We start from the raw sequence: 25422 nt of genomic DNA on the forward strand, positions 1-25422 counted from the left end.
CAGCTCAGGCACCGGGACTGGGAGGCTGCGGCACGCGAGGGCCGGACCATCGCGCCGCTCATCACCAGGCTCAACACCATCCGACGGCAGCACCCGGCCCTGCGTCAACTGCGCGATCTGCACTTCCACCACGCCGACAGGGACGCGGTGATCGCGTACTCGAAGCGGAGCGGGTCGAACACGGTTCTGGTGGTCGCCAACCTCGACCCCCACGACACCCAGGAGGCAACGGTCTCGTTGGACATGCCGCAACTCGGCCTGGACTGGCACGAGTCCGTGCCGGTGCGCGACGAGCTCACCGGCGAGACCTACTACTGGGGCAGGGCCAACTATGTGCGCCTCGAACCGGGCCATCGGCCCGCGCATGTCTTCACCGTCCTGCGACCGTCCAACCCGCAGATCGGAGGGTCACCCACAATATGATCGTGAATGAGCCCGTCCCGGACACCTTCGAGGACACACCCGTCAAGGACCGGGACCCGGAGTGGTTCAAACGCGCCGTCTTCTACGAGGTCCTGGTCCGCTCCTTCCAGGACAGCAACGGCGACGGCGTCGGTGACCTGAAGGGTCTGACCGCCAAGCTGGACTATCTGCAGTGGCTCGGCGTGGACTGCCTGTGGCTGCCGCCGTTCTTCAAGTCACCGCTTCGGGACGGCGGTTACGACGTCTCCGACTACACCGCCGTACTGCCCGAGTTCGGTGACCTCGCCGACTTCGTGGAGTTCGTGGACGCCGCCCACCAGCGCGGCATGCGCGTGATCATCGACTTCGTCATGAACCACACCAGCGACCAGCACCCGTGGTTCCAGGAGTCGAGGCGGGATCCGGACGGTCCGTACGGGGACTACTACGTCTGGGCCGACGACGACAAGCAGTTCCAGGACGCCCGGATCATCTTCGTCGACACCGAGGCCTCCAACTGGACGTACGACCCGGTACGCAAGCAGTACTACTGGCACCGCTTCTTCTCGCACCAGCCGGACCTCAACTACGAGAACCCGGCGGTGCAGGAGGAGATGATCTCCGCGCTGAAGTTCTGGCTGGATCTCGGCATCGACGGGTTCCGGCTGGACGCCGTGCCGTACCTGTACCAGCAGGAGGGCACCAACTGCGAGAACCTGCCGGCGACCCACGAGTTCCTCAGGCGGGTGCGCAAGGAGATCGACACCCAGTACCCCGACAAGGTGCTGCTGGCGGAGGCCAACCAGTGGCCGGAGGACGTCGTCGACTACTTCGGGGACTACTCCTCCGGCGGCGACGAGTGCCACATGGCGTTCCACTTCCCGGTGATGCCGCGCATCTTCATGGCCGTGCGGCGTGAATCCCGCTACCCCGTCTCGGAAATCCTCGCCAAGACACCGGCCATCCCCTCGAAGTGCCAGTGGGGCATCTTCCTGCGCAACCACGACGAGCTGACCCTCGAAATGGTCACCGACGAAGAGCGCGACTACATGTGGGCCGAGTACGCGAAAGACCCGCGGATGCGCGCCAACATCGGCATCCGCCGCCGCCTCGCGCCGCTGCTCGACAACGACCGCAACCAGATCGAGCTGTTCACCGCGCTGCTGCTGTCCCTGCCCGGCTCGCCGATCCTGTACTACGGCGACGAGATCGGCATGGGTGACAACATCTGGCTCGGCGACCGCGACGCCGTGCGCACCCCGATGCAGTGGACCCCCGACCGCAACGCGGGTTTCTCGTCCTGTGACCCGGGACGCCTGTACCTGCCGACGATCATGGACCCGGTCTACGGCTACCAGGTCACCAACGTCGAGGCGTCGATGTCGTCGCCGTCGTCGCTGCTGCACTGGACCCGGCGCATGATCGAGATCCGCAAGCAGAACCCCGCCTTCGGACTGGGGTCCTACACCGAGCTGCAGTCCACCAACCCGGCGGTGCTCGCCTTCCTGCGGGAGTACGAGGACGACCTCGTGCTCTGCGTCCACAACTTCTCCCGCTTCGCACAGCCCACGGAGCTGGACCTGAGCCGGTTCGGCGGGCGGCACCCGGTCGAGCTGTTCGGCGGGGTCCGCTTCCCGGCGATCGGCGAGCTGCCGTACCTGCTCACTCTCGCGGGGCACGGCTTCTACTGGTTCCGCCTGCGGCGGGAAGCCGCGTAGTGGGCCCTCGTGGGGCGGTTTCCACCGCCCCACCCGGGGCACGCATCAGTAACACCCCGACGACCCGGGGAAAGGACGTGACGCCCATGGCGGAAACGGTCACCTCTTCCAGCACCACTCCTCTCCTCGCCTCGCTCGACCCCTTGTTGCGCGAGTGGCTGCCGAGGCAGCGCTGGTTCGCCGGCAAGGGGCGCCCGGTCACCGGGTTCACCCCCGTGGCCGTCACCGAACTGCTGCCGCCCGACGGCCGGCTGGGCCTGTACCACCTGCTGCTGCGCGTCCACCAGCCGTCCGCGCTGGGCGCCGAGCCCCATCCGGGCGACTGCTACCAGCTCCTCATAGGCGTGCGCGAGGCGCTGCCGCCCCGGCTGGCGCCCGCGCTGATCGGGCATGTGGCGGACGGGCCGCTCGCCGGACGCACGGTGTACGAGGCCCTGTACGACCCCCGGCCCGCCGAGGTGCTCCTGGAGGCCCTGCGCACCCGGGCGCGCATCGGCGGGCTGCGTTTCGAGCGGGAGCCGCGCCAGGAGATCCGCGAGGGTCTCGTGGCCCGGCTGATGACCGCCGAGCAGTCCAACTCGTCGGTGGTCTACGGCGATACGTTCATCCTGAAACTGCTGCGCCGGGTGGTGCCCGGCGTCAACCCCGACCTGGAGATACCCCTGGCGCTGGCCCGCGCGGACTGCCCCCGGGTGCCCGCGCCGACGGCCTGGCTGCACGCCGAGCTGGACGCGGATTCGTATGTGCTGGCGGTGCTCCAGCCCTTCGTCAGCGGGGCGAGCGACGGCTGGGAGCTGGCGCTGCGCGAGCTGGCCAAGGGCGAGGACTTCGCCGCCGAGGCACGGTCGCTGGGCCGGGCCACCGCCGAGGTGCACACCGCGCTCGCCCGCGCCCTGCCGACGGTCACCCTCGGTCATGTGCAGCTGCAGTCGCTGGCCGACGGGATGACCGAGCGACTGGAGGCGGCCGTCCAGGCGGTGCCCGGCCTGCGGCCGTACGAGAGCGGACTGCGCTCCGCCTACGCGGCGCTGGCCTCGCTCGCCGCCGAGGGCCGCACCTGGACCGCTCAGCGGATCCACGGCGATCTGCACCTGGGCCAGTGTCTGCGCTCCCCTTCCGGGGAGTGGTCGCTGATCGACTTCGAGGGCGAGCCGGCCCGGCCGCCGGCCGAACGGCGGATGCCGCAGCCGCCGGTGCGGGACATCGCGGGGATGCTCCGCTCCTTCGACTACGCCGCCCACTCCGTGACCCCGCCCGCGCCGGACTGGGCGCGCGTGTGCCGGGCCGCCTACTGCTGTGGGTACGCGGAGGTGTCCGGCCGCGATCCGCGCACCGATCCGGTGCTGCTGCGGGCCTTCGAGACCGACAAGGCGGTCTACGAGGTCGTCTACGAGGCCCGGCACCGCCCCGACTGGCTCCCCGTACCGCTCTCGGCGATCCGTCGCCTCGCCGCGTGAACAACCAGGAGGCTCGTCCGTGACCCCGAAAGGCAAGAAGCACACCAGGACCAGGGAGAAGACGGTCCCGAGGCAGAAGGTGCCGGCGCACGAGCGGCCGGCGGCCGCCGTCTCCCCCGCCGACCGGGAAAGGCTGCTGCACGGCACCCACCATGACCCTCACTCCGTCCTGGGCACCCATCCGGTGCCCGGCGGCGTGGTCTTCCGGGTCTTCAGGCCGTACGCGCTGTCCGTCACGGTCGTCACCGGCGAGCTGCGGGCCGAGCTGCACGACGACGGCGACGGGTTCTTCTCGGGGCTGCTGCCGCTCGCGGGCGCACCGGAGTACCGGCTGCTGGTGGCGTACGAGGGGAACGTCCTGGACACCGAGGACCCCTACCGTTTCCTGCCCACCCTGGGCGAGCTGGACCTGCATCTGATCGGTGAGGGCCGGCACGAGCAGCTGTGGCAGGCGCTCGGCGCGCATGTCACCAGCCACCAGGGGGTCACCGGCACCCGGTTCGCGGTGTGGGCGCCCAACGCGCGGGGCGTGCGGATCGCGGGCGGCTTCAACTTCTGGGACGGGACCGGCTTCCCGATGCGCTCGCTGGGCTCCTCCGGGGTGTGGGAGCTGTTCGTGCCGGGGATCGGCGCGGGCGAGGTGTACAAGTTCGAGATCACCCGCCCCGACGGCTCGCGCACCCTGCGCGCCGATCCGCTGGCCCGCCGTACCGAGGCCCCGCCCGCGACGGCGTCGATCGTGGACGTCCCGCAGCACGAGTGGGCCGACGCGGAGTGGATGGCGCACCGGGCCGACACCCCCGTGCACGAGGCGCCCTTCTCCGTCTACGAGGTCCACCTGCCCTCGTGGCGCCCGGGCCTCACCTACCGACAGCTGGCCGAACAACTCCCCGCCTACGTACGGGAGATGGGCTTCACGCATGTGGAGCTGATGCCGGTCGCCGAGCATCCCTTCGGCGGGTCCTGGGGCTACCAGGTCACCGGGTTCTACGCCCCGACGGCCCGGCTCGGCACCCCGGACGACTTCAGGTATCTGGTGGACCGGCTGCACCAGGCCGGCATCGGGGTGCTGATGGACTGGGTGCCGGCGCACTTCCCGCGCGACGACTGGGCGCTGGCCGAGTTCGACGGGCGGCCGCTGTACGAGCACCACGATCCGCTGCGGGCCGCGCACCCGGACTGGGGCACGCTGGAGTTCGACTTCGGCCGCCGGGAGGTGCGCAACTTCCTGGTGGCGAACGCCGTGTACTGGTGTGAGGAGTTCCACATCGACGGCCTGCGCGTGGACGCCGTCGCCTCGATGCTCTACCTGGACTACTCGCGCGAGCCGGGCCAGTGGACGCCGAACGAGCACGGCGGCCGGGAGAACCTGGACGCGGTGGTCTTCCTGCAGGAGATGAACGCCACCGTCTACCGGCGCTGCCCGGGGGTGGTGACCATCGCCGAGGAGTCGACGGCCTGGGACGGCGTCACCCGCCCCACCCACCACAAGGGCCCGAGCGGCTTCGGCGGGCTCGGCTTCGGCCTGAAGTGGAACATGGGCTGGATGCACGACTCGCTGGAGTACATGGGCCACGAGCCGGTGCACCGCAGGTACCACCACCACGAGATGACCTTCTCGATGGTGTACGCCTACAGCGAGAACTACGTCCTGCCCATCTCCCACGACGAGGTCGTGCACGGCAAGCGGTCCCTGGTGTCGAAGATGCCCGGCGACTGGTGGCAGCAGCGCGCCGGCCACCGCGCCTACCTGGGCTTCATGTGGGCCCACCCCGGCAAGCAGCTGCTCTTCATGGGGCAGGAGTTCGCGCAGGGCGCCGAGTGGTCCGAGGCACACGGCCCCGACTGGTGGCTGCTCGACCCGTCCTACGGCGCCGAGGCCGACCACCGGGGCGTACGGGATCTGGTACGGGACCTGAACGCGCTGTACCGGGCGACCCCGGCCCTGTGGCAGCGGGACACCGACCCGGCGGGCTTCCAGTGGATCACCGGGGACGCGGCGGACGACAACGTCTTCGCCTTCCTGCGCCTCGACGCCGACGGCAACCCGCTCCTCGCGGTCTCCCACATGTCCCCGGTGGTCCGCCACGACTACCGGCTCGGGGTCCCCGAGGACGTGCCCGCCTGGCACGAGTCGCTGAACACGGACGCCGCGCGGTACGGCGGCGGCGACGTCACCAACCCCGACATCATCAAACCGGAACCCCAGGGCTGGCACGGCCGCCCGGCCAGCATCCGGCTGACCCTGCCGCCGCTGGCCACTCTCTGGCTGCGGCCCGCCTGACCGGGCGGCGCGCGCCCTATAGTGCCTCCAGGTCAACTCAGGTACACCACGGGGGGATTGAGGCGCGTGCGACTTTGGAGATCAGTGACCGCTTTGCTGTGCGCCGTGGCCGTCCTGCTGCTGGGCGGCTGCGGCACCCGGGTGGCCGGAGGCGCCTCGCCCACTCGGACCGGGCCGGTCCCGTGGACCACCTTCGGCCCGTCCGGAGTCACCGGTGCAAGGATCGGCGCCGACCACCGCACGCTGAGCCTGGACGCGCGCGTGCCCAGCGGCGAGCACCCGTGCGTGCGGGATCTCAAGGCGGTGGACACCGACGCCGAGTACGGCACGGTGCCGGGCACCGTACATGTGCAGATCACCTTCAGCTCCCCGTCCGGTGACAGGCGTTCCGGGTGCACCAGGGAGACGACGGCCACGGTCCGGGTACGGCTGCCCAAGCCGCTGGGCGAGCGGGAGCTGGTGGTCGACAACGACATCGTCTTCACCGCCGACGGCGCCAAGCCGCCCGCGCTGCGGCTGTGCGGGGAACTCGGCTGCCATCCGCCGGCCACCGACTGCACCACCGCCTCCTACGAGCAGGCGATGATCGCCGTCGACGCCCCCATGCACTCCTACCGGGACGCCGAGCACTGCGACGGAAAGTGGCTGGTGCTGGACTTCTCCTGGCGCACGGGACCGGCGTGCGGCGACGACACCAAGGACCCCGCCTGCGCGTCCCGCCTCGGCGACCGGTACTTCTTCCGGGCCGAGCACTCCGGCTGGCAGCCGTTCCTCGAGAGCGCGGCCGGCGGGTGCCGGGCCGTGCAGCGCAGGGAACCGGCCTTCCCGACCGCGCTGTGCGCGTCGCTGGAGCCGCTGTCCTCCTCGCTGCACCCGAGCTACCCGCCGCCGTCGCCCACCGGCGGTTCGCCTAGTCCCCGGTGACGCCCGCGGCCAGCGCCTTGGGCCGCTCGTCCGTGTACAGCACCCCGAGCCGCTGGGTGGCCCGGGTCAGGGCGACGTACAGGTCGCTCGTGCCGTAGCGGGCCGGTTCCACCACCAGGACCGAGTCGAATTCGAGGCCCTTGGCCTGGCGGGGGTCGAGCAGCACGACCGTACGGGTCAGATCGGGCTCGGCGCCCGCCGTGACGCCGTCCAGCCGGCCGGCCAGCGAGCGGTGCAGCTCGCGCGGGGCGATGACGGCGAGGCGGCCCTCGGCCGGGGTGAGTTCGGCGACCGCCTTGGCCACTGCCTCGGGCAGGTCGCCGTCGGCCCGCCGCACCCAGGGCCGTACACCGGTCGACCGGACCGAGCTCGGCGGCTCGAAGTCCGGGTTCTCGGCGCGGACCACGGCCGCGGCCAGCTCCATGATCTCGGCCGGGGTGCGGTAGTTGACGCCGAGCCGGGTGTGCTCCCAGCGGTCCTCGACATAGGGGGCGAGGATGTCCGCCCAGGAGCCGACACCGGCCGCCTCGGCGGTCTGGGCGGGGTCGCCCACCAGGGTCATCGAGCGGGTCGGGCTGCGCCGCATCAGCAGCCGCCAGGCCATCGGCGACAGCTCCTGCGCCTCGTCCACGATGATGTGCCCGAACGCCCAGGTCCGGTCGGCCGCGGCGCGCTCGGCGGCGCTGCGGTGGTCCGCCTCCTCGTGCCGCTCGGCGAACCGCTCGGCGTCGATGATGTCGTGCGCCGACAGCACCTCCGACCCGTCCGGGTCACCGTCCTCCTTGTCCTCGAACTCGTAGGTCCGGGAGGCGTACGACACGTCCAGCACGCCCTGCGCGTAGGCGATCTGGGTCTCTCGTTCGCGCTCGGCACGGGCCCGTGCCGAGCGCTCGTCCTCGCCGAGGAGTTCGGCCGCCTCGTCCAGGAGGGGGACGTCGGCGACGGTCCAGGCGCGGGTCACCGGGCGGCGGATCGCGTCCGCGTCCGCCTGAGGCAGGTAGCCGTCCGGCTCCGCGAGGAAGTCGGCGACGAGCCGCTGCGGGGTGACCCGCGGCCACAGCTGGTCGATCGCGGACCAGACCTCGGGGTTCTCGGCGAGCTCGTCGCGGATCTGGGTGATGTCGGAGGCGTCGAGCAGGCTGCTGCCGTCGTACGGGTCGGTGCCGACGCGTTCGGCGTACAGCTCGGTGAGGGTGTTGAGGATGTGGCCCTCGAAGTACTCACGGGCCGCGTTGTGCGGCAGCTTGGCGGCGCGGGTGCGCTCGCGGGCGACGGAGACCAGCCCGTCGTCGAGCATCAGCACCTCGCGGTCGTGCTCGATCGCGATGACCGGGTCCGGCAGGGCCTGCCGGTCGCGTACGACGGCGGCGAGCACGTCGGCCATGTCGGCGCGGCCCTTCACGGCGGCCGCCTCGGCGGTGTCCGTCGCGGTCGCCTTCACGCCGGGGAACAGCTCGCCGACCGTGGCCAGCAGCACCCCGGTCTCGCCGAGGGAGGGCAGCACCTCGCCGATGTAGCCGAGGAACGCCGGGTTGGGGCCGACGATCAGCACGGCCCGGCGGGCCAGCAGCTCGCGGTACTCGTAGAGGAGGTAGGCGGCGCGGTGCAGGGCGACCGCGGTCTTGCCGGTGCCGGGCCCGCCCTCGACCACCAGCACCCCGCGGTACGGCGCCCGGATGATCTGGTCCTGCTCGGCCTGGATGGTCTGCACGATGTCGCTCATGCGGCCGGTGCGCGCCGAGTTCAGCGCGGCCAGCAGCACGGCGTCCGCGTTGTGGTCCTCGTACCCGGTGCGGCTGGCGTCGCCGAGGTCGAGGATCTCGTCGTGCAGGGAGGTCACGGTCCGGCCCTCGGTGCTGATGTGCCGGCGGCGGCGCAGGCCCATCGGGGTGTGACCGGTGGCCAGGTAGAAGGGACGGGCGACGTCGGCCCGCCAGTCGATGAGGACGGGGGTGCGCTCGGCGTCGTCCTCGCGCAGCCCGATCCGGCCGATGTGGTGGGCGGTGCCGTCGGCCAGGTCGATCCGGCCGAAGCAGAGCGAGCCGTCCACGGCGTTCAGCGCGGCGAGCAGCCCCGAACGCTCGGCGACCAGGATGTCCCGCTCCAGCCGGGCCTGCATGGGCTTGTCGCCCTGGGCGAGCGCGTCCGCGACCGAGGTCTCGGCGTCGCCGCGCAGCACGTCCACGCGCGCGTACAGTCCGTCGATGAATTCCTGCTCGTGCCGCAATTCATCGTTCGGAAATTCGGTGTTTGACAATTCCGCTCCCGCCCGGATATACTGTGCTCAGTGAACTTCTCCGTGACTTGTCGAAATGAAGTCACGAACCACTAAATATACGCACAGAAATCCCCCGAGCGCAATTGCTCAGGGGATTTTTTCGTGGACGGCTCCGCTTTACAGCACGTCGGCCAGTTCCTCCAGCAGCCGCCGCTTGGGCCGCGCCCCCACCATGGACCGCACCGGCTCACCGTCCCGGAAGACCATCAGGGTCGGCGTGGACAGCACCCCGTAGGCGACCGTCGTCCCCGGATTGCGGTCGACGTCGATCTGCACGATCTTCAGCCGGTCGCCCTCCTCGAAGGCGATGTCCTTCAGCACCGGCGCGAGCTGCCGGCACGGACCGCACCAGTCGGCCGTGAACTGCACCAGCACCGGCAGGTCCGAGCCCCGTACCTCCGTCTCGAAATCCGCGTCCGTCACCTCGGTCAGTCCGCTCACCAAGCTCATCGCGAAAGCCCTCCCAGCTCGCACACGGGCTCCGGGCCACCCGGAACCAGCGCCTCGGCGGCCAGCGCGTCACGGGCCAGCTCGGCCCGCCGCAGCTGCCCGGCGACCGTCTCCCGCACCGCCGACAGCTGCCCGATGAGCGCGTCCAGCTCCGCCAGCTTGCGGCGGTAGACCTGGAGCGAGGCCGGGCAGGAGTCGCCGTCCGGGTGCCCGGCACGCAGACACTCCACGAAGGGGCGGGTCTCCTCCAGCTCGAACCCGAAGTCCTGCAGCGTCCGGATCTGCTGGAGCAGCCTGAGGTCGCTCTCGTCGTAGATGCGGTGTCCCTTGTCGTCGCGCCGGGCGGGCAGCAGCCCCCGTGCCTCGTAGTAGCGCAGGGTGCGGGTGCTGGTCCCGGCCCGCGCGGCCAGCTCGCCGATTCGCATGTCTACGACCGTAGGTGTTGACGTCGGCGTCAAGGCAAGGCCGGGGGCCACGATGCACCCTCAGACGGTCACCCCCGCCGACTCCTCCACCTCCATCAGGGAGGCGCTGTGCCGCTCCTCCTCGAAGGCCCTGCGGCCACCGCGCAGGCCGAACAGGCGCTTGGCCAGGGCGATGTAGAGGACCGCGAGGATGTTGAGGACCAGGGTGGTGATCTTCAGATAGCTGACCTTCTCGGTGAGCTCGTAGATCTCCAGGGGGAGGAAGGCGGCGGTGGCGACGACCGTCAGATACTCCGCCCAGCGCTTGGCGTACCAGAGGCCGACCGCCTCGACCAGTTCGATCAGGGCGTAGACCAGCAGCAGGGCGGCGACCAGCAGCAGCGTGGAGTGCTTGTAGCCGAACGCCTTCTGGATGGAGCCGACCACCGGTGAGTGGTCGAGGTCGTAGTGGAAGTGCCTGAAGACCGGGCGGAAGGCATCCAGGTTCTCGTTGAAGAGCCGGCGCACCGCGTCCTGGCTGTTGCTGAACTTCCACACCGCGACCGCGACAAGGACGATGAACACCCCGCGCACGGCCCGCTCGATCGAGAGGAAGCGCAGGATGAACAGGTCGCGGAGCACCTTGCCGCGCGGCACCAGCGGGGCGTCCGCGGCCGGTCCGGAGCCGTGCGGCTCACCGAGCACGAAGTCGCCGCAGCGCAGACAGCGCCACACCTCCCCGAGCGCGGTCTCGGCGTGCAGCCGGATCCGCAGCCGGGGGTCGTCGGGCGCGTAGGTCACGTGCCCCTTGCGCGCGCAGGTGCGCCGGTCCCAGTCGATCTTCATGTCCCCCGTGCCTCCATACAGGTACTGACTCACACGTACTGACGCCAGGCACGAACGTGCCGTTCCGGTCGGTCCGGAGCGGCACGTTAGCGGATGGAGGCGGGAAACCGTCAGTCGGCCGAGCTGTTCACCAGCTCCCTCTCCTCGGTCTTCACCTCCGGCGCGGCGGCTTCACGGCGTGGCAGCAGGACGGCCACGAGGACCGTGCCGATGCCGAGGATCACCGCGCCGACCAGGCTGGTGTGCGCGACGGCGGAGGAGAAGGAGGAGCCGACCGCGTCGGCCATCTGCCGGGCGCCCGCGGCGAGTTCGGTGGCCTGCTGCTTGAGCTGTGCGGCCTGCTGGGGGTCCTTGGCGCGGGCCGCCTGTGCGGCCAGCGCGTGTGCCTTGTCGCCGATTCCCTGGGCGACGGCGTACCCGGCGCCGACCGAGTCCCGCGCGGTGTCCAGGGCGCTCGCCGGGAGCTTGCTGCCCGCGCCGGCGTCGCGGAGGTGGTTGCCGTACGACGTGGCGAGCAGCGAGCCGAGGATGGCGATGCCGAGGGAGCCGCCGAGCTCCAGCGAGGTGTCGTTGACCGCGCCGCCGACGCCCAGTTCGGACTCGGGGAAGGCGCCCATGATCGCGTCGGTGCAGGGCGAGAGGGCGAGGCCGATGGCGAGGCCGAGGATGATCAGGGGGGCCAGGAAGTCGGCGTACGTCGAGGCCGCGTCGACCCGGGTCAGCAGCGCAAGGGCCGTCGTACCGCCGACCATGCCCGCCGTGACGGTCCACTTCATGCCGACGCGCGGGGTGAGCCAGCCGGTCAGCGCCGAGCCGACGAAGACGGCGCCGGCCAGCGGCAGCATGCGTAGGCCGGTCTCCAGGGCGTCGTAGCCGAGGACGAACTGCAGATGCTGGGTGAGGTAGTAGAAGGCGCCGAAGACGGCGAGGAAGAACAGGGCGACGGCGAGGTTGGAGCCGGCGAAGCGGCGGGTGGTGAAGCGGCGCACGTCGAGGATCGGGCGGGGGTGGCGCAGCTCCCAGGCGATGAAGGCGACCAGGCCGATGCCTGCGATGACCGCCGCCGTGACGGCCTTGACGCCCCAGCCGAAGTGCGGGCCCTCGATGATCATGTAGACCAGCGAGCCGGTCCAGATCACCGACAGCAGCCCGCCGGCGTAGTCGATGCGGTCGTGGTGACCGGCCTTGGAGGGCGGCACCAGGACCAAGGCGGCGACGATCGCCACGGCCGCGATGGGCACGTTGATCAGGAAGGTCGAGGACCAGCCGTGGTCGCGCAGCAGGGCGCCGGCGACGACCGGTCCGGCGGCGATGGCGAGGCCTGCCGTCGCCGTCCACAGGGTGATCGCCTTGGCTCGCTCGCCCCGCGGGAAGGTCGCGGCGAGCAGGGAGAGCGTGGCGGGCATGATCAGCGCCGCCCCGACACCCATCACGGCACGGGCCGCGATGACGGTCGCCGCGCTGTCGGCGAGGTACCCGAAGACCGCGCCGCCGCCGAAGACGACGAGGCCGAGGACGAGCGCGCCGCGCCGGCTGTACTTGTCGCCGATGGCGCCGAGCAGCAGCATCAGCGCGGCGTAGGGGACGGTGTAGCCGTCGATCACCCACTGCAGGTCGGCGCTGGTCAGCCCGAGGTCCTTCGTCATGTCGGGCGCGGCGACCGTGAGGGCGGTGTTCGCCATCACGATGATCAGCAGGCTCAGGCAGAGCACGAGCAGTGCCCACCAGCGCCGGGCGTAGGGGCGCTCCATCTTCTCGACCGGTTCGGTCATGACGAGTCGCATGTCAGGGGTCGCCTTCCTCAGGTGTGCGACGAGTACGTGATGCACGGCATGGATTTGCACAGCGTCGTGCAATTGCACAACACTGTGCAATGTACGTCGTTGCACAGCACTGTGCAAGTCGAGTGAGACGCAGCGGGAAGGCGGAGGGAAGGCAGAATGACGGCCATGACCACGGGTAACACCAGCCGCGCCGACGCCAACCGGCGCCGCATCCTCGACGTCGCCCTCGCCGAACTGCTGCGCGATCCCGACGCCTCCATGGACCAGATCGCGCGCGCCGCGGGAGTCGTACGACGGACGGTGTACGGCCATTTCCCCAGCCGCGAGGCACTGATCAGCACCCTGGTCGACGGGGCGGTGGCGGCGCTGGCGGACGCGGACGCCCGCGCCCGTGCCGGGGTGGCCGACCCGGCGGAGTCGGTGGCCCGCTCGGTGCTCGCCATCGGGGAGATCGCCGACCGCTACCGGCTGCTGATCGCCCTGGCCCAGCGCACGGTCACCGTCCAGGGCATCCGCGAACGCCTCGCCCCGTTGCGCGAGGGCAAGGTCCGACTGCTCCAGCAGGGCCTTGATCAGGGCGTGTTCAGCTCACCCCTGCCGGCGCCGGCACTGGCGTACGTGCACGAGCAGGTGATCATGGCGGTGATGGAGGCGGTGAACGACGGCCTGCTGACAGCACAGGAGGCGGGCCGCTCGGCCACGGTCACGGTGCTGACCGCGGCGGGCGTACCCGCCTCGACGGCCACCGAGCTGGTGGCCAAGGTGAGTGAGGAACGAGAGAAGCCGGGCGGCTGAGGCACGGGGGAGCCCCAGCCGCCCGGCGGTGGTTCCCGGATGCCCGGCCCGGGTTCAGGCGGGGCCGGGCATCCGGAGTTCCTTTCGGGTGATCGGGGATCAGGCCTTGGCCAGCTCCCCCTCGCGGGGCTCGGGAACCTCGGCGACCGTGCCCTGGCCCTCGTCCATCAGCGTGGTCTCGTCGAACGGCAGCTCACCCGCGAGCACCTGCCGCACCCGCTCCTTGTCGATCTCCTTCGTCCATGTGCCCACCAGCACCGTGGCGACCGCGTTGCCCGCGAAGTTCGTCAGCGCACGGGCCTCGCTCATGAACCGGTCGATACCGACGATCAGCCCGACCCCGTCGACCAGCGCGGGCTTGTGCGACTGCAGACCGCCGGCCAGCGTGGCGAGACCGGCGCCGCTGACGCCCGCCGCGCCCTTGGAGGCCAGCAGCAGGAAGAGCAGCAGCGGGATCTGCTCGCCGACGGACATCGGCGTGCCCAGGGCGTCCGCGATGTACAGCGACGCCATGGTCATGTAGATCATCGTGCCGTCGAGGTTGAAGGAGTAACCGGTCGGCACGGTGATGCCGACGACCGGCTTGCTGACTCCCAGGTGCTCCATCTTGGCGATCAGCCGCGGCAGCGCGGACTCGGAGGAGGAGGTGGACAGGATCAGCAGGAACTCCCGCCCCAGGTACTTGAAGAGGGAGAAGACGTTCAGGCCCGCGACGGCGCGGAGGATCGCGCCGAGCACCACGAAGACGAACAGCACACAGGTGACGTAGAACCCGAGCATCAGCACGGCGAGGCTCTTCAGCGCGTCCAGTCCGGCCGAACCGGTGACGGCCGCGATCGCGCCGAACGCGCCGATCGGCGCGGCCCACATGACCATCGACAGGATGCGGAAGACCAGCCGCTGGATGTGCTCGATGCCGCGCAGCACCGGCTGCCCGACCGAGCCCATGGCCTGCAGCGCGAACCCGGCGAGCAGGGCCACCAGCAGCGTCTGGAGGACCTGGCCCTCGGTGAAGGCGGAGACGAACGTGGTCGGGATGATCGACAGCACGAAGTCGACGGGCGGCAGCGCGTCCGGGGACACCTGGGCATGCCCGGTCTGCTTGATCGCGTTCGTCAGGTGCAGCCCGTCACCGGGGTGCAGCACATTGCCGACGACGAGCCCGATGGTGAGCGCGACGAGCGACATCACGAGGAAGTAGCCGAGGGCGATACCGCCGACGGCGCCGACCTTGGTGGCCTTCCGTACGGACCCGATCCCGAGCACGATCGTGCAGAAGATGATCGGCGAGATCATCATCTTGATCAGGTTCACGAAACCGGTTCCGAGCGGCTTCAGCTGGACAGCGGCGTCGGGCCAGATGAGGCCCACGGCGATGCCGAGCGCGACCGCCACGATGACGGCGATGTACAGATAGTGGGTCCGGTCCCGCTTCACGCGGGGTGCGGCAGGTGCCGTATCGGGGGTTATGGCGGCCACGACTGCCCTCCTTGACGTCTTCGTCGGCGAACAACCGGCGTGCGGCTCACGTCCGGGGGTTGTTTGGGGAATGCCGTGACTATCTCCCGACCTGTGAGGGCGGTCACCCTTCCGTTCATTTAGTTCACGCTTAACCGGAGAGGCACACTGCTGACATGCGCTTCCCGTCCCTCCCCCGACCTCGCAGCCTCGCCGGCCAGCTGTTCGCCGTGCAGGCCGTGCTGATAGCGGTGGTCGTGGCCGGGTATGCGCTGTTCACCTACGTCAGCGACCAGCGGCAGGCCGAGGACGCGGCGGTCCGCCAGGTCACCGCGGTGGCCCGCTCGATCGCGGACGCCCCCTCGGTCCGCTCGGCGATCCACACCTCCCACCCCACGGTGGAGCTGGAGCCGTACGCGCTCATGGTCATGCGGGACGCGGACGTCGACTTCGTCACGATCATGAACCCGGCGGGCATCCGCTGGACCCACCCCGACCGGACACAGATCGGCAAACGCTTCCTCGGCCGTATCGACCCCGCCCTGCACGGCCACACCTTCACCGAGACCTACACCGGCACCCTCGGCCCCTCCGTGCGCGCGGTGACCCCGGTCGAGGAGAACGGCCGCGTCATCGGCCTGGTCAGCGCCGGCATCAAGGTGGAGGCGATCAGCGCCCGGGTCCAGGGGCAGGTCACGGCCCTGCTCGGCTTCGCGGGGGCCACCCTGCTGCTCGGCGCGGTCGGCACGTATGTGATCAACGCGCGCCTGCGCCGTCACACCCACGGCATGAACGCCACCGAACTGAGCCGGATGCACGACTACCACCAGGCGGCGCTGCACGCGGTCCGCGAGGGCCTGCTGATGCTGGACGGGCAGTACAGGGTGGCGCTGATCAACGACGGCGGCCGCGAACTGCTGGGCCTGGGCGCTCCGGACACGGAGCTGGTCGGCAGCTCGGTGGCCGACCTGGGCCTGCCGGCCCCGCTGACCGGCGCACTGCTGTCCTCCGAGCCCCGGGTGGACGAGGTGCACCTGACGGCGTCCCGGGTGCTGGTGGTGAACACCTCCCCGGTGACGGGCGGGGAGCGCCGCGGCACGGTCGTCACCCTGCGCGATGTCACCGAACTCCAGTCGCTGATGGGTGAGTTGGACTCGGAGCGGGGTTTCACCCAGGCGCTGCGCTCACAGGCGCACGAGGCCGCCAACCGTCTGCACACGGTGGTGTCGCTGATCGAGCTGGGCCGGGCCGAGGAGGCGGTGGAGTTCGCCACGGCGGAACTGGAGCTGGCCCAGGCACTCACCGACCAGGTGGTCGCGGCGGTCGGCGAACCGGTGCTCGCCGCCCTGCTGCTCGGCAAGACGGCGCAGGCCAACGAGCGGGGCGTGGAGCTGGTGGTGTCGGAGGACAGCCGCCTGGACGACGGCCTGCTCCCGGACGACCTGTCCGCCCGTGACCTGGTCACGATCCTCGGCAACCTGATCGACAACGCGGTGGACGCGGCGCAGGGCAGCGTCCGGGCGCGGGTGACGGTGACGGCGTACGCCTCGGACACCGAGGTGGTGCTCAGGGTGTCCGACACGGGCCCCGGGGTCGACCCGGACCATGCCGACCTGGTATTCCAGCGGGGGTTCTCGACGAAGCCGGCCGGGCCCGGCGGACGGGGCCTCGGGCTGGCCCTGGTCCGGCAGGCGGTGACCCGCCACGAGGGCACGTTGACGGTGGCGGAGTCCGACGAGGATGGCGAGGGCGGAGCGGTGTTCGAGGTCCGGTTGCCGCTGCGCACCCCCACGGGTGGCAGCAGATGACGAACGAGCAGCAGCCCATCCGCGTCCTGGTCGTCGAGGACGACCCGGTGGCCGCCGACGCGCATGTGATGTACGTCGGCCGGGTATCGGGATTCACCGCGGTCGGCAAGGCGCACACAGGCGCGGAGGCGCGGCGCTTCCTCGACCGCACGCCCGTGGACCTGCTCCTCCTGGACCTGCATCTGCCGGATGTGCACGGCCTGCAGCTGGCCCGCTCCCTGCGCGCGGCCGGCCATCACGCGGACGTCATAGCGGTCACGTCGGCCCGGGACCTGGCGGTGGTCCGCGAGGGTGTCTCCCTGGGCGTCGTCCAGTACGTCCTGAAACCCTTCACCTTCGCCACGCTCAGGGACCGCCTGGTCCGCTACGCCGAGTTCCGTGCGGCGGCGGGCGAGGCGAGCGGCCAGGACGAGGTCGACCGGGCCCTGGCCGCACTCCGCGCGCCGTCGCCCGCCGCACTGCCCAAGGGCTTGAGCGGGCCGACGCTGGAGCGGGTGACGGGGGCACTGCGGGAGGCTTCCGAGGGGCTGACCGCGGCCGGCGTCGCCGAGGCGGTCGGTATCTCACGGATCACGGCCCGGAGGTATCTGGAGCACCTGGTGGAAGCGGGACGGGCGGGCCGGAGTCCGCTGTACGGGCAGGTGGGGAGGCCGGAGTTGGTTTATCGGTGGGTGCCTCAGGGGCGGTGAGGGCCTCGGCCCGGGCGAGGGCTTGCGCGGCTTCGCCAGGCGCGTCGGCCCGGGCCGGCGCCTGCTGCTTGTACTCCGCCTTGCCGATGACGGGCCCGCGGAAGTCCCCGCCCCGGAAGTCGACGTGATCGCTCACCCGGCCGCACTCCCCGCCCCGAACGGCACGGCGTACTGGACGATGCACACCCCCAGCCCCACGACCGCGACCGCCTCCAGCGCGGACAGGACCACCAGCCCGGCCGAGGCATCACCGCCCGCCCAGTACACGACGAGCGCGCTCAGCGGCACGACGCAGAAGGCGAGGAGGTCCACCACGCACTGCGCGACCTTCCGGGAGACGCGCCCCGGGTCCGTGCGGTGCGCGACCTCCCACGCGAAGACCTCGCCCCCCTCGGCCTGAGCCGTCGCGGCGAGCCGGGGCCCCAACTCGCCCCGCACATAGGCCCCGATCGCCGAGATCTTCTGGTCGTTCACGAGATAGGTCCACCCGAGCACCACGCACACCGGCGGCAGCGCCAGCAGCATCGCCGGCTGTTTGGCCTGGGCGGCGGCGGCGATCACGGCGGCCACCACGGTGAGAGTGACGTAGAGCAGATTGTCCCGGAACCCGATCCGGGTCTTCTGCTCGTCCTTGATCGTCTGGTACTCGGCGAGCAGCAACTGGCCCACCGTGACGTCCCGTTCAGCCACGTGCACCCCTTCCCCAGGCATTACCTTAAGGGTGTGCCGGAGACGAAGCCCACTGTTCTGGTCCTGACCGCACTCGCGCTGGAGTACGCCGCCGTGGGCGCACACATCGAGGGACGAAGGGACCGGCCCCACCCCGGCAACGGAACCTTCGTGGAAGTGGGGCACCTGCCCGGCACACCCTGGCAGGTGGCCGCCGCCGAGCTGGGCGAGGGCGCCAAGAACACCGCCGCGCTCACCGCGTCGCTCATCGGCCGGCTGCGCCCCGAGGCCTGGCATGGCTCCCACGCGCTGCTCTCGGCGGCCCGTGCCGCGGTGCGGGACCTGCCCGACGCACGGGCGCACTTCAAGCCGATCGCCACGGCGGACGTGTCGTCCTCGCCGACGCCGAGTCCGAGATGGAGGGTTGGAGAACTTCATGGACGGGGTGCCGACGGAGCTGGAGGAGGCGGCCTTGCCGGCCTCGGTCAGCATCAACTACGACTGGGCGGCGGTTTCGCGCTGGGCGGGGCGGTCAAGGGGTGAGCCGGAAGGGTGTTCCGTCCGTTACCTACCGAACGGCCGGAACTGTACGTTCCGACAATCCGTGATCCTGGCCGAACAGACCGTAGCCATCGCGTCACAGCGGCCCTAGCTTGTGCGAGGTGCGCCAACCCTCAGCTCCCCCCTTCAACGCCCCCGCGGCCCGCCGGCTGCGCGCCGCGCTCGGCATGGGCCCCGAGCACGTCGCCTACGGCCTGCGTGCCTCCTACGGACTGCCGTACGTCACTCCCGATCTGGTGATCGCGTGGGAACGCGGCGCCGCCGCACCCAGCCACCCCGAACTCACCGCGCTGGCCGGCGTGCTGTGGTGTTCCCCGGGCGAACTCCTCGGCCGGCCGCAGACCCTGCGCGAGCACCGCATCGCCCGCGCCGTCGCGCCCGAGGACGTCGCCCGCGCCGTGGACATGGACCTGCGCGCCTATCTGCACATGGAGGAGGGCGGGCAGTGGCGGGGCAACGAGCGCCAGTCGGCCGCGCTCGCCCGGGTGCTGGATCTCACCCTGCCCGACTTCGTCGCCGTCACCGGCCGCGAGGCGAAACTCGCCGAACTGCTGCACAGCGCGGTGACCACCCGCTGGCAGGCCCATGTGCGTCCGGTGGCGAAGCTGGCACCCGTGGACCGGGCCGTCCTCGAAGGTGTTCTGCAGGAACTGCACGAGGACTACCAGGGCCACATGGCCGCCACCCTGAGCTGGGGCGGCGGCAGCACAAGCGCCAGCGAGTCCGGCCGGGAGTTCCTCGACCGGATCGTGGCGAACTTCTGGAAGGGCGTGGCGGACCGGACGGCCTAGAAGACCGACTCCGCCTCGTCCATGCGGTCCTTGGGCACCGTCTTCAGCTCGGTGACCGCCTCCGCGAGCGGCACCATCACGATGTCGGTGCCGCGCAGCGCGGTCATCCGGCCGAACTCGCCGCGGTGCGCGGCCTCGACGGCGTGCCAGCCGAAGCGGGTGGCGAGGACCCGGTCGTAGGCGGTGGGGACGCCGCCGCGCTGGACGTGGCCGAGGATGACCGGCTTGGCCTCCTTGCCGAGGCGCCGCTCCAGCTCGTACGCCAGCGCGGTGCCGATGCCCTGGAAGCGCTCGTGGCCGTACTGGTCGATCTCGCCCTTGCCGTAGTCCATGGTGCCCTCGGCGGGGTGTGCGCCCTCCGCGACACAGATGACGGCGAACTTCTTGCCGCGGTCGAAGCGCTCCTCGACCATCTTGACCAGGTCGGCGGGGTCGAAGGGGCGCTCGGGCAGGCAGATGCCGTGGGCGCCGGCGGCCATGCCGGACTCCAGGGCGATCCAGCCCGCGTGCCGGCCCATGACCTCGACGACCATCACGCGCTGGTGGGACTCGGCCGTGGTCTTCAGGCGGTCCATCGCCTCCGTGGCGACCCCGACGGCCGTGTCGAAGCCGAAGGTGCGGTCGGTGGAGGAGATGTCGTTGTCGATGGTCTTGGGGACACCGACGACCGGGAGTCCCGCGTCGGAGAGCATGCGGGCCGCGGTCAGCGTGCCCTCGCCGCCGATCGGGATCAGCGCGTCGATGCCGAACTCCTCGACCATGTCGGCGGCGCCGTCGCAGGCCTCGCGCAGCCGGTCGCGCTCCAGCCGGGAGGAGCCGAGGATGGTACCGCCACGGGCCAGGATGCCGCTGACCCCGTCCAGGTCGAGGGTGCGGTAGTGCCGGTCGAGCAGACCCCGGTAGCCGTCCTCGAAGCCGATGACCTCGTCGCCGTACTGCGCAACCGCCCGGTGCACGACCGACCGGATCACGGCGTTCAGGCCGGGGCAGTCGCCGCCTGCGGTGAGAACTCCGATGCGCATCGTGCTGTGTCTCCTGCTCGCTGTCGTTACCGGTGAGCCAGTGTCGATTGTTTCACGTCCACCGGGGCAGTGAGTCACTTGACGGGCGCCTTATCCGGGGCCAGGGGTATTGTCAAGAGGGTTCCGCTCACCTTGGTGGGCGATTTTTATGCCGAAGACGCGACATTCAAGACATACAAGTCACACGAACAGAGGAACGGAGTGGACGCGTGACGCGCAGCGTGTACGTGACCGGGATCGACCGCGGTGACGGCCGCCAGGTCGTGGAGCTGGGGGTCATGGAGCTCCTGACCCGGCAGGTCGACCGGGTGGGCGTGTTCCGTCCGCTCGTGCACGACGGCCCCGACCGGCTGTTCGAGCTGCTGCGGGCGCGGTACCGCCTCTCCCAGGATCCGGCGACCGTCTACGGCATGGACTACCACGAGGCGTCCGCGCTCCAGGCCGAGCAGGGCACCGACGAGCTGGTCTCCGCGCTGGTCGAGCGCTTCCACCTGGTGGCGCGTGACTACGACGTCGTCCTCGTCCTCGGCACCGACTTCGCCGACACCCAGCTGCCGGACGAGCTGTCGCTGAACGCCCGCCTCGCCAACGAGTTCGGCGCCTCGGTGATCCCGGTGGTAGGCGGCCGCGGGCAGACCACCGAGTCGGTGCTCGCCGAGACCCGCAACGCCTACCGCGCCTACGACGGCCTGGGCTGCGACGTGCTGGCGATGGTCACCAACCGGGTGGCCCGCGAGGACCGCGACGAGATCGCCGAGCGGCTCGCGGACCGGCTGCCGGTGCCCTGCTACGTCGTCCCCGACGAGCCCGCGCTGTCCGCGCCGACCGTCGCCCAGATCGCCCAGGTCCTCGACGCCAAGGTGCTGCTCGGCGACGACTCCGGGCTCGCCCGGGACGTCCTCGGCTTCGTCTTCGGCGGCGCGATGCTGCCCAACCTGCTCGGCGCCCTGACCCCGGGCTGCCTGGTCGTGACCCCGGGCGACCGCGCCGACCTGGTCGTGGGCTCGCTGGCCGCGCACAGCGCAGGCACCCCACCGATAGCCGGCGTGCTGCTGACCCTGAACGAGGTGCCGAGCGAGGAGATCCTCACCCTCGCCGCCCGCCTCGCCCCCGGCACCCCGGTGCTCTCCGTGACGGGCAACAGCTTCCCCACCGCCGAGCGGCTGTTCTCCCTGGAGGGCAAGCTGAACGCGGCCACCCCGCGCAAGGCGGAGCGGGCGCTCGGCCTGTTCGAGCGGTACGCCGACACCGCCGACCTGGCCGCGCGCGTGAGCGCCCCCAGCACCGACCGGGTCACCCCGATGATGTTCGAGCACAAGCTGCTGGAGCAGGCCCGCGCCGACAAGCGCCGGGTCGTCCTGCCGGAGGGCACCGAGGAGCGGGTGCTGCACGCAGCCGAGGTGCTGCTGCGCCGGGGCGTGTGCGACCTGACCCTGCTCGGCCCGGTCGACCAGATCCGCAAGAAGGCCGCCGACCTCGGCGTCGACCTCGGCGACAGCCAGCTGATCGACCCCGCCACCTCCGAACTGCGCGACTCCTTCGCCGAGAAGTACGCCCAGCTCCGGGCCCACAAGGGCGTCACCGTCGAGCTGGCCTACGACGTCGTCTCGGACGTCAACTACTTCGGCACCCTGATGGTCCAGGAGGGCCTCGCCGACGGCATGGTGTCCGGCTCGGTGCACTCCACGGCGGCCACCATCCGCCCGGCCTTCGAGATCATCAAGACCAGGCCCGAGTCGTCGATCGTCTCGTCCGTCTTCTTCATGTGCCTGGCCGACAAGGTGCTGGTCTACGGCGACTGCGCGGTCAACCCGGACCCGAACGCCGAGCAGCTCGCGGACATCGCCATCCAGTCGGCGTCCACGGCCGCGCAGTTCGGCGTGGAGCCCAGGATCGCGATGCTGTCGTACTCCACGGGCACGTCCGGCTTCGGCGCCGATGTCGAGAAGGTGCGCGAGGCCACCGAGCTGGCCCGCTCGCGCCGGCCCGACCTGAAGATCGAGGGGCCGATCCAGTACGACGCGGCCGTCGAGCCGTCCATCGCCGCGACCAAGCTGCCGGACTCCGATGTCGCCGGGCAGGCCAGCGTGCTGATCTTCCCCGACCTCAACACCGGCAACAACACCTACAAGGCCGTGCAGCGCTCGGCCGGCGCGATCGCCGTCGGGCCGGTCCTGCAGGGGCTGCGCAAGCCGGTCAACGATCTGTCCCGGGGCGCGCTCGTCCAGGACATCGTCTCCACCGTCGCCATCACGGCGATCCAGGCCCAGACGCCCGCCAACTGAGTACAGAGAGCATCAGAATCACCGTGGCAGAAAACCTCGCGGCGAGCCGCGTCCTCGTCCTCAACTCCGGCTCCTCGTCGGTGAAGTACCAGCTCCTCGACATGCGCGACGCGAGCCGGCTCGCCGTCGGGCTGGTGGAGCGCATCGGCGAGCAGACCTCCCGGCTCAAGCACACCTGCCTCATCTCCGGGGACACGCGCGAGCACACCGGGCCGATCGCCGACCACGACGCCGCCCTCAAGGCGGTCGCCGAGGAGCTGGCCCGGGACGGGCTGGGCCTGGACTCGCCGGAACTGGCCGCGATCGGGCACCGGGTGGTGCACGGCGGCATGTTCTTCACCGAGCCGACCGTCATCGACGACGAGGTGCTCGCCGAGATCGAGCGGCTGATCCCGGTCGCCCCGCTGCACAACCCGGCCAACCTGACCGGCATCCGCACCGCCCAGGCACTGCGCCCCGACCTGCCCCAGGTCGCGGTGTTCGACACCGCGTTCCACACGACGATGCCGGAGTCGGCGGCGCGCTACGCGATCGACCCGAAGATCGCCGACCGGCACCGCATCCGCCGCTACGGCTTCCACGGCACCTCGCACGCCTACGTCTCGCGTCAGACCGCGCGACTGCTCGGCAAGGAACCGTCCGAGGTCAACGTCATCGTGCTGCACCTGGGCAACGGCGCCTCGGCGTCCGCCGTCGAGAAGGGCCGGTGCGTGGACACCTCGATGGGGCTCACTCCTTTGGAGGGGCTGGTGATGGGTACGCGCTCCGGTGATGTGGATCCGGCCGTCATCTTCCATTTGGCCCGGGTTGGGGATATGTCCATGGACGAGATCGACACTCTTCTCAACAAGAGGAGCGGTCTGTTCGGTCTGTGCGGGGACAACGACATGCGGGAGATCCGCCGCCGGATCGACGAGGGCGACGAAGCCGCCGCTCTCGCGTTCGACATTTACATTCACCGGCTCAAGAAGTACATCGGCGCCTATTACGCCGTGCTCGGGAAGGTGGACGCGGTCGCGTTCACGGCCGGGGTCGGCGAGAACGCGGCGCCCGTGCGGGAGGCGGCGATCGCGGGCCTGGAGTCCCTGGGCCTGGCGGTCGACCCGGAGCTGAACGGCGTGCGCTCGGGCGAGTCCCGGCTGATCTCGCCGGAGTCGGCGCGGGTGGCGGTGGCCGTGGTCCCGACGGATGAAGAACTGGAGATCGCGACGCAGACCTACGCACTGGTCGGAAAGAACAACTGAATAGCAGCACCTGAGCGGTGCGGCACTCATTTGTATCTTCCGCCAGACGGAATATTCCGTAGCGAAACAAACCGATAGGATCGCCCCATGCGCCGTTCGAAAATCGTCTGTACTCTCGGCCCCGCGGTCGACTCCCACGAGATGCTCGTCGCCATGATCGAGGCGGGCATGAATGTGGCCCGGTTCAACTTCAGTCACGGCTCCCACGCCGAGCACCAGGCGCGGTACGACCGCGTCCGGGCCGCGTCCAAGGAGACCGGCCGGCCCATCGGCGTCCTCGCCGACCTGCAGGGCCCGAAGATCCGCCTGGAGACCTTCGCCGAGGGTCCGGTCGAGCTGGAACGCGGTGACGAGTTCGTCATCACGACCGAGGACGTTCCGGGCGACAAGAGCATCTGCGGTACGACGTACAAGGGGCTGCCGGGCGACGTCTCGCGCGGCGACCAGGTCCTGATCAACGACGGCAACGTCGAGCTGAAGGTCCTGGACGTCGAGGGCCCCCGGGTGAAGACGATCGTCATCGAGGGCGGTGTCGTCTCCGACCACAAGGGCATCAACCTGCCCGGCGCGGCCGTCAACGTACCCGCGCTGAGCGAGAAGGACGTCGAGGACCTGCGCTTCGCCCTCCGCATGGGCTGCGACCTGGTCGCCCTGTCCTTCGTCCGGGACGCCAAGGACGTGCAGGACGTGCACCGCGTCATGGACGAGGAGGGCCGCCGCGTCCCGGTCATCGCCAAGGTGGAGAAGCCGCAGGCGGTGCAGAACATGGAGGACGTCGTGATGGCGTTCGACGGTGTGATGGTCGCCCGCGGTGACCTCGCCGTCGAGTACCCGCTCGAGAAGGTCCCCATGGTGCAGAAGCGCCTGATCGAGCTGTGCCGGCGCAACGCCAAGCCGGTGATCGTGGCGACCCAGATGATGGAGTCGATGATCACCAACTCCCGTCCGACCCGCGCCGAGGCCTCCGACGTGGCCAACGCGATCCTGGACGGCGCCGACGCGGTCATGCTGTCGGCCGAGTCCAGCGTGGGCGCCTACCCGGTCGAGACGGTCAAGACCATGTCGAAGATCGTCCAGGCGGCCGAGCAGGAGCTGCTCTCCAAGGGCCTGCAGCCGCTGGTGCCGGGCAAGAAGCCGCGCACCCAGGGCGGTTCGGTGGCCCGCGCGGCCTGCGAGATCGCCGACTTCCTCGGCGGCCGGGGCCTGGTCGCCTTCACCCAGTCCGGTGACACCGCGCGCCGCCTGTCCCGCTACCGCGCGATCCAGCCGATCATCGCCTTCACCACCGACGAGGGCACCCGCAACCAGCTCACCCTGAGCTGGGGCGTGGAGCCGCACGTCGTGCCGTTCGTGAACACCACCGACGAGATGGTCGACCTGGTGGACCAGGAGGTCGCCCGGCTCGGCCGCTTCGACGCGGGCGACACGGTCATCATCACCGCCGGCTCGCCCCCCGGCGTCCCCGGCACCACCAACATGCTCCGCGTCCACCACCTCGGCACCCAGAACTCCCAGCACAACTGACGGGCCCCACAAGGGCCTTGTACGGCGCT

The 25422-nt window shown here is 70.7% G+C and carries 20 protein-coding genes and 1 pseudogene; 13 read left to right on the forward strand and 8 right to left on the reverse strand.

Annotation, left to right across the window (positions count from 1 at the left end; translation table 11 throughout):
• The 5 genes and pseudogenes from ACZ5NH_RS35475 to ACZ5NH_RS35495 all read left to right on the forward strand — a co-directional run.
• A pseudogene (locus tag ACZ5NH_RS35475) lies at window positions 1–423 on the forward strand (DUF3459 domain-containing protein); the annotation flags it as partial.
• Window positions 420–2120 carry a maltose alpha-D-glucosyltransferase gene (treS, locus tag ACZ5NH_RS35480; protein ID WP_468781222.1) on the forward strand — a complete coding sequence of 567 codons (1701 nt, stop codon included), beginning with the start codon at window positions 420–422 and terminating at the stop codon, window positions 2118–2120. The pseudogene ACZ5NH_RS35475 and the gene treS, both read left to right, overlap by 4 nt.
• An 86-nt stretch (window positions 2121–2206) precedes the next feature.
• Window positions 2207–3577, forward strand: coding sequence for a maltokinase N-terminal cap-like domain-containing protein (locus tag ACZ5NH_RS35485; RefSeq protein ID WP_468781224.1), 1371 nt, complete (start codon window positions 2207–2209; stop codon window positions 3575–3577).
• Between the two features lie 79 nt (window positions 3578–3656).
• Window positions 3657–5861: a 1,4-alpha-glucan branching enzyme gene (glgB, locus tag ACZ5NH_RS35490; protein WP_468781359.1), complete on the forward strand. Its 2205-nt coding sequence runs from the start codon at window positions 3657–3659 to the stop codon at window positions 5859–5861.
• 84 nt (window positions 5862–5945) lie between these two features.
• Window positions 5946–6785: a hypothetical protein gene (locus tag ACZ5NH_RS35495; protein ID WP_468781226.1), complete on the forward strand. Its 840-nt coding sequence runs from the start codon at window positions 5946–5948 to the stop codon at window positions 6783–6785.
• Here the strand turns inward: ACZ5NH_RS35495 and ACZ5NH_RS35500 are convergent.
• From ACZ5NH_RS35500 to ACZ5NH_RS35520, 5 genes are all read right to left on the reverse strand, one after another.
• Entirely contained in the window at window positions 6772–9012 is a 2241-nt protein-coding gene (locus ACZ5NH_RS35500; protein WP_468781361.1) for a HelD family protein, read from the reverse strand. The genes ACZ5NH_RS35495 and ACZ5NH_RS35500 overlap by 14 nt on opposite strands.
• A 168-nt stretch (window positions 9013–9180) precedes the next feature.
• Window positions 9181–9513: a thioredoxin gene (trxA, locus tag ACZ5NH_RS35505; protein ID WP_388620997.1), complete on the reverse strand. Its 333-nt coding sequence runs from the start codon at window positions 9511–9513 to the stop codon at window positions 9181–9183.
• Window positions 9510–9938, reverse strand: a complete 429-nt coding sequence (locus ACZ5NH_RS35510; RefSeq protein ID WP_388620996.1) for a MerR family transcriptional regulator — start codon at window positions 9936–9938, stop codon at window positions 9510–9512. Before ACZ5NH_RS35510 ends, trxA begins: the two co-directional genes overlap by 4 nt.
• Before the next feature lie 60 nt (window positions 9939–9998).
• The gene (locus tag ACZ5NH_RS35515) at window positions 9999–10763 is read right to left on the reverse strand and encodes a DUF2127 domain-containing protein (protein WP_388620994.1); all 765 of its coding nucleotides are present in this window, start codon (window positions 10761–10763) and stop codon (window positions 9999–10001) included.
• A gap of 110 nt (window positions 10764–10873) precedes the next feature.
• Window positions 10874–12547 carry an MFS transporter gene (locus ACZ5NH_RS35520; protein WP_468781229.1) on the reverse strand — a complete coding sequence of 558 codons (1674 nt, stop codon included), beginning with the start codon at window positions 12545–12547 and terminating at the stop codon, window positions 10874–10876.
• Between the two features lie 156 nt (window positions 12548–12703).
• On the opposite strand from ACZ5NH_RS35520, the gene ACZ5NH_RS35525 reads away from it, so the two are divergent.
• The gene (locus ACZ5NH_RS35525) at window positions 12704–13342 is read left to right on the forward strand and encodes a TetR/AcrR family transcriptional regulator (protein ID WP_388620990.1); all 639 of its coding nucleotides are present in this window, start codon (window positions 12704–12706) and stop codon (window positions 13340–13342) included.
• 99 nt (window positions 13343–13441) lie between these two features.
• Here ACZ5NH_RS35525 and ACZ5NH_RS35530 read toward each other — a convergent pair whose 3' ends face one another.
• Window positions 13442–14821 carry a cation:dicarboxylate symporter family transporter gene (locus tag ACZ5NH_RS35530; protein ID WP_388620988.1) on the reverse strand — a complete coding sequence of 460 codons (1380 nt, stop codon included), beginning with the start codon at window positions 14819–14821 and terminating at the stop codon, window positions 13442–13444.
• 155 nt (window positions 14822–14976) lie between these two features.
• Here ACZ5NH_RS35530 and ACZ5NH_RS35535 point away from each other — a divergent pair, with 155 nt between their 5' ends.
• Window positions 14977–16608 carry a sensor histidine kinase gene (locus tag ACZ5NH_RS35535; RefSeq protein ID WP_468781232.1) on the forward strand — a complete coding sequence of 544 codons (1632 nt, stop codon included), beginning with the start codon at window positions 14977–14979 and terminating at the stop codon, window positions 16606–16608.
• Window positions 16605–17297 (forward strand): response regulator, encoded by a 693-nt coding sequence (locus tag ACZ5NH_RS35540; RefSeq protein WP_468781234.1) that lies wholly within the window; start codon window positions 16605–16607, stop codon window positions 17295–17297. The genes ACZ5NH_RS35535 and ACZ5NH_RS35540 overlap by 4 nt, the downstream gene beginning before the upstream one ends.
• A gap of 132 nt (window positions 17298–17429) precedes the next feature.
• Here the strand turns inward: ACZ5NH_RS35540 and ACZ5NH_RS35545 are convergent, their stop codons facing one another.
• Complete coding sequence (locus ACZ5NH_RS35545) at window positions 17430–17987, reverse strand: hypothetical protein (protein WP_468781236.1); 558 nt, start codon at window positions 17985–17987, stop codon at window positions 17430–17432.
• 33 nt (window positions 17988–18020) lie between these two features.
• Here ACZ5NH_RS35545 and ACZ5NH_RS35550 point away from each other — a divergent pair, with 33 nt between their 5' ends.
• Complete coding sequence (locus ACZ5NH_RS35550) at window positions 18021–18509, forward strand: hypothetical protein (RefSeq protein WP_468781238.1); 489 nt, start codon at window positions 18021–18023, stop codon at window positions 18507–18509.
• A 119-nt stretch (window positions 18510–18628) separates the two neighbouring features.
• Window positions 18629–19318 (forward strand): XRE family transcriptional regulator, encoded by a 690-nt coding sequence (locus ACZ5NH_RS35555; protein ID WP_468781240.1) that lies wholly within the window; start codon window positions 18629–18631, stop codon window positions 19316–19318.
• On the opposite strand, the gene ACZ5NH_RS35560 is transcribed toward ACZ5NH_RS35555, so the two are convergent.
• Entirely contained in the window at window positions 19315–20340 is a 1026-nt protein-coding gene (locus ACZ5NH_RS35560; protein WP_451552525.1) for an ATP-dependent 6-phosphofructokinase, read from the reverse strand. The two genes, ACZ5NH_RS35555 and ACZ5NH_RS35560, sit on opposite strands and share 4 nt — an antisense overlap.
• Window positions 20341–20549: 209 nt before the next feature.
• Between ACZ5NH_RS35560 and pta the strand changes: the two genes are divergently transcribed.
• The 3 genes from pta to pyk all read left to right on the forward strand — a co-directional run bounded on the left by pta (window position 20550) and on the right by pyk (window position 25393).
• The gene (gene pta / locus ACZ5NH_RS35565) at window positions 20550–22625 is read left to right on the forward strand and encodes a phosphate acetyltransferase (protein ID WP_468781242.1); all 2076 of its coding nucleotides are present in this window, start codon (window positions 20550–20552) and stop codon (window positions 22623–22625) included.
• 23 nt (window positions 22626–22648) lie between these two features.
• Complete coding sequence (locus tag ACZ5NH_RS35570) at window positions 22649–23869, forward strand: acetate kinase (protein WP_468781244.1); 1221 nt, start codon at window positions 22649–22651, stop codon at window positions 23867–23869.
• An 87-nt stretch (window positions 23870–23956) separates the two neighbouring features.
• Window positions 23957–25393 carry a pyruvate kinase gene (gene pyk, locus ACZ5NH_RS35575; RefSeq protein WP_468781246.1) on the forward strand — a complete coding sequence of 479 codons (1437 nt, stop codon included), beginning with the start codon at window positions 23957–23959 and terminating at the stop codon, window positions 25391–25393.
• Window positions 25394–25422 lie beyond the last annotated feature (29 nt).

The organism is Streptomyces sp. NPDC031426 (assembly GCF_055581585.1).